The 4980-nt window shown below is 43.9% G+C and carries 4 protein-coding genes; 3 read left to right on the top strand and 1 reads right to left on the bottom strand.

Annotated features, from left to right (window positions below; translation table 11 throughout):
• The first annotated feature begins 42 nt into the window (after positions 1 to 42).
• Complete coding sequence (locus tag CAG68_RS14015) at positions 43 to 1017, top strand: TDT family transporter (protein ID WP_017636010.1); 975 nt, start codon at positions 43 to 45, stop codon at positions 1015 to 1017.
• A 75-nt stretch (positions 1018 to 1092) separates the two neighbouring features.
• Here the strand turns inward: CAG68_RS14015 and CAG68_RS14010 are convergent, their stop codons facing one another.
• On the bottom strand, positions 1093 to 2916 hold the full coding sequence (locus tag CAG68_RS14010) for a DUF3413 domain-containing protein (protein ID WP_054728380.1): 1824 nt from the start codon (positions 2914 to 2916) through the stop codon (positions 1093 to 1095).
• Between the two features lie 290 nt (positions 2917 to 3206).
• On the opposite strand from CAG68_RS14010, the gene CAG68_RS14005 reads away from it, so the two are divergent.
• Together CAG68_RS14005 and CAG68_RS14000 are read left to right on the top strand one after the other, a co-directional pair.
• Positions 3207 to 4265 (top strand): DNA cytosine methyltransferase, encoded by a 1059-nt coding sequence (locus CAG68_RS14005; RefSeq protein ID WP_054728382.1) that lies wholly within the window; start codon positions 3207 to 3209, stop codon positions 4263 to 4265.
• Positions 4265 to 4980, top strand: a 716-nt coding sequence (locus CAG68_RS14000; RefSeq protein ID WP_161441290.1) for a DNA (cytosine-5-)-methyltransferase, incomplete at its 3' end; no start/stop codon positions are given. The genes CAG68_RS14005 and CAG68_RS14000, both read left to right, overlap by 1 nt.

The raw sequence follows: 4980 nt of genomic DNA, 5'->3' as shown, positions 1-4980 counted from the left end.
GTATTATACGTCCCATCAAGAGTGAGTCTGGTTGAGGTCATCATGATTCAAAGAACAAAAGCAAAAGTAATGGGAGCACCAACTCCAATGGCGGGTTTGGCTCTTGGTATTGCAAGCTTGGGCTGGAGTTGGGAGAACTTCGCCGAATTACATGGCTACGGACAGTGGATTAGTGCGGGTATCGCGAGCATATTGTTGGCTATATTGGCAACCAAGTTTTTGCTACATAATCATCTATTGAGACAAGATCTTGCTCATCCGGTTGTGGGCAGCGTGGTTCCGACATTTGCGATGGGCACTATGGTGGTATCGAACTCTCTCGGCCATTTTTACCCATTAGCTGGCGATGCGCTTTGGCTGATTGCGGTGGTTTTGCACATCGTATTCTTGGTGAGCTTTGTTTACCATCGCGCCAAAGATTTTGAATTGCACCACATGGTTCCTAGTTGGTTTGTACCGCCTGTGGGTATCATCGTTGCGGATGTGTCTTTCTCTGGCAACCCGATGCTAGCACCAGTGGCACAAGGTGCATTGATGTTTGGTATGGTGGCGTACGCGATCATGTTGCCGATGATGATTTACCGTTTCATGTTCACCCATGAAATTCCGGATGCAGCGAAACCAACAATGGCAATCATGGCAGCGCCAGCAAGTCTATCATTGGCAGGGTACTTAACGGTCACTGCGACACCATCACCAGTGATCATCGCTATGCTATTTGGTATCGCGGTATTGATGACAGCCATCATATATCTCGCGTTCTTTAAATTGCTTAGACTGCCATTCAGCCCTGGCTATGCAGCGTTTACCTTCCCGATGGTGATCGGTGCGACGGCGCTGTTTAAAATGGCGAATTGGATGGAGTTGCAAGGATTGGCTGCGCACTATGTTCAACAAGTGCGAGGCTTAGCTGGTCTTGAGTTGATTGTGGCAACATTTGTTGTCTCTTATGTGGCCTTACAATACATCAACAACTTGTTGATTCAGCCACGCTTGATGCACGCTCATCACGCTTAAATAGCAGATAGGAAAAAGCCTCTTGGTCTTACAACCAAGAGGCTTTTTTATTTCAATCGGCGTCGATGTTGGACGCTAGCCTTTTTTGTAAAATCGCGACATCTCATCCAGAGAATGACGAATGATATCGACAGGAACTTTCTGTTCTTTCTCGACTTTTAACTGGCGATTCAGTTGCTGAGAGTGCCCGCCAGGGTTGACCACAAGCATCAGTTCTTTGCCGACCAATGCATAGTTGTAGTAGCTGCCTGCAATATACCAATCGCGAGAGGCAGAGCTATCAAACAAGTTATGACCAACGCTGTATGAACTCGTTGTGCCTTGAACGTCAAACAGCGTATTCATCATGGTTGGCACGACGTCAAAATGGGTCGTGCGGTAATCAACTTGCTCTGGCTGACGATTTGGCATGTACACGTAAAGAGGCACATGCACTTGAACGTCACTGTAATTACCCGTGTGGCCCCAATAGTTCATCTTATGGTCATTAAACTCTTCACCATGATCTGATGAAATCACCACAATGGTATTGTCTAAGTCGACGTTTTTCAGCACATCACCAATCAAGCTATCGATGTAGTACAACGAGTTTTTGTATCGATTATGGTAAAGCGAAGCGTCAAAATCGTTGTTGAGCAAAATGTGGTCAACGCGTTCCCAGTATGGTTTGAATTTCGCAAATTCAGGCTCGGGAAACACCGTACCGTGGGCGGCATCGTAGAACAGAAAACCAAAGTACGGTTTGTCGCTGTCCTGCTTTTGGAACTCGATGAACTTGTCTGTTATCTGCTGATCGCGCTCGACTGCTGTTTCCCCAGTTTGTTTCAGGGTCAAGTCCGACACTTTTTTGAATACCGTGCGAGAGAGTGGCGGGCTGGTGAGCGGTGCTGAGCCAAAAATGCCCATGCGGTAGCCTTCTGCTTGCAGCGTATCCATAAACACAGGAGAGCGTTGGCTTGCGTAAAAGCTTTCCCAGTAGGTTGTGGGCAAGCTGTAAAATAGGCTGAAAATACCCGCTTGAGTTGAGTTGCCGCCGCTCATATGTTGTGTGAAATTCACCGTTTTTTCGGCGAACTTGCTGACATTTGGCATGACTTCCAGCGTCGCATCACTGTAGCGCCACGCGTCAACCAAGATAAACAAAACATTGGGCTGTTTCTCTTTGCTTTGCACTTGAATCGGCGCAAGCGGGTAGTTGAGTGAGCTACGTTCAATGTTGGTTAACTCTACGCGGTTCTTCGATGCTATGCTCTCATCCACTAGGTCGTGTTTGTAAATAAATTTACGAGCCGTCAGCGGGTAGTAAAGTGGCCAGTTATTCGAAAACTGACTGACTTCATAGTCGTAAAGGGCATTTTTGTACGCATGAATCATCTGTGTGCTGAGCAATACAGCAAACCAGACGCTGATCAAAACGAACTTAGCTCGGCTTTGTGCCAGTTTATTACTTACCCAAACGGTACAGGCGAGCCCGATCACCAGAACGGCAACTTCACTGACGAAGATAAGCCAACTCATCCACGAAATATCGAAGACATCACCACCACCTTCGAAAAACATACGGATTAATAGAGCGTTGATGTGAAGTTTGTATTGCTGAAAAACGAGGATATCGACTTTAAACATAATCAATAGACAGATCGCGATAGCGATCACGATACCTTTGAATGCTCGAGTCGGTAGAAAAGAGAGCAATAAACTCAACAACATAAATGGAAGAGCGATCAAGCCTAGCCAGCCATATTGAGTCGAAACCAAATAGTAACCTTGCAACAAGGTTAGCGGTTCATTCTGATTGTTAGACAATACAAAAGGATAACAAGCGATCGACAGGTACACGGCAAAGCAAGCAAAAAAAGCAATCAGCCAAGCGCTGTTGGAAGACAGTTTGCGAAACATACTTTTTGTTTGTTTATAAATTATGGGTAGAGGGAGTATAAAACAGTGTTTTTTATTATGGAATAGTTGCGACGAATGTCACATTTTGTATAGCTATGTAAGGTGTGGCTTACAAATGTCTGTTGACCAACAGCGCGAGGCAGCTTTTGCAAACCATTTAGCCGATGTGCTATGAAAATTAGGATATTTAACTGTTTAGTTTGTCTGAAATATATGTCCTATAGGAACTTTTATTTAAGCTGTTTACTGTGCTAATATCCAGTGTTTTTCTTTTTGTCGGAGTATGTGTTTTGTCTAAGCAGCGTTTGCTAGTTGATCTGTTTTCTGGGTGTGGTGGTTTATCACATGGCTTTGAGCAGGCTGGTTTTGAGTGTGTTGTCGGTGTAGATATTGATGCTCCAGCTTTGAAAACTTTTGCTCACAATCATCCTCATGCAACCCCAATGCAATTAGACCTTTCTGAGCCGCAGAGTATTGATGTAATTGTTGAAGAACTTAATGGTCGTGAAGTTGAAGCCATTGTTGCCGGGCCGCCGTGCCAGGGCTTCTCTCTAACGGGAACTCGAAACGAAAATGACAAACGAAACACGCTTTTTTATTCCGTCTTTCGGTTAGCGGAACGTATTAAACCTAAATACATTGTAATTGAAAACGTGCCAGGCATTGCTAATCTATACGAAGGGCGTGCACGTACAGCAATTTTGGCTGAATTTGCTCGTTTAGGTTATTCCAACTCTGAAAAATTGATGTATGCTCCAGATTACGGAATTCCTCAAATTCGCAAGCGCATGTTTTTTGTTGGCGTTAGAAATGGAGAGCGATTTGTCTTCCCTGAAGCGACACATAAGCCGGAGAACTACGTCACCTGTGAACAAGCAATCGGCGACTTACCGGCTTTAGAGCATGATCTTGGCAAAGAAGTCTCTGATTACACTATGGCTCCGCAAAGTGAGTATCAATCACAGATGCGGAAGAATGCTAGAAGGTTATTTAACCACGTCGGAACTCGTCATTCGGAGCTTGTTGTATCTGTAATTCGTCAAGTACCAGAAGGTGGAAACCATAAAGACTTACCACCAGGCGTAGGTGATTCTCGAAAGTTTAATGAAGCTTGGACTCGTTACCATAGCCAAAAACCTTCTAAGACAATTGATACAGGCCATCGTAATCACTTTCACTATAAATGGGATCGTGTACCAAGTGCGCGTGAAAATGCTCGTCTTCAATCTTTTCCTGATGACTTTCAGTTTGTTGGTCCAAAGACACAACAATACAAGCAAATTGGTAACGCGGTCCCTCCGCTGCTAGGCCTAGCGATAGGTAATCAAATTATCAAGTTGGAAAAATAATGATGTTCAATACTATTGATCTATTTGCGGGTTGTGGTGGATTGACAGATGGCTTCAAGCAGTCTGGTGAATATAAGTTGCTTGCAGGTGTTGAGTGGGATAAACATGCTGTAGATACGCTGCGTAAACGCTTATCGACTCGTTGGAATTATAAGGAAGCGAATTCTTCAATGCTCCATTTTGATATCCAAAGAACAGACGAGTTGATTTGGGGTTATGACAACGATCCAGAATATGGCAGTTCGGAAGGCTTAAACAAGTTAGTTGGTAGTAACAAAGTTGATGTTGTAATTGGTGGCCCTCCGTGCCAAGCCTACTCGATTGCAGGTCGTATTCGTGATAAAAATGGAATGCACGATGACTATCGAAATTTCCTATTTGAATCGTACATGAAAGTGGTTTCTCACTTTCAACCAAAAGCGTGTATTTTTGAGAATGTTCAAGGGATGCTAAGTGCAGCTCCTGGTGGTGTATCAATTGTTGAGCGAGTTACAAAAGCTTTTAATGATGCGGGTTATTATATTTCTACAAACTTGAAGCGCGATGCCCTATTTGATACTTCTGAGTTTGGTGTTCCTCAAAAAAGACTGCGTGTGATTATTGTAGCTTTAAGAAAGGATGCCTTTTCTGATTGTGAGAGCAAAGTTAAACAATTCTATAAAAAGCTAAATTCATATAAAGTTGATAGTAAGACGACAGTTGATGACGCTATAGG

Origin of the sequence: Vibrio sp. V42_P2S4T144 (assembly GCF_009904715.1) — a bacterium.
GTDB lineage: Bacteria > Pseudomonadota > Gammaproteobacteria > Enterobacterales > Vibrionaceae > Vibrio > Vibrio alginolyticus.
Note: the sequence above shows the minus strand (reverse complement) of the source record. Positions and strands in the feature narration are given on the sequence as shown.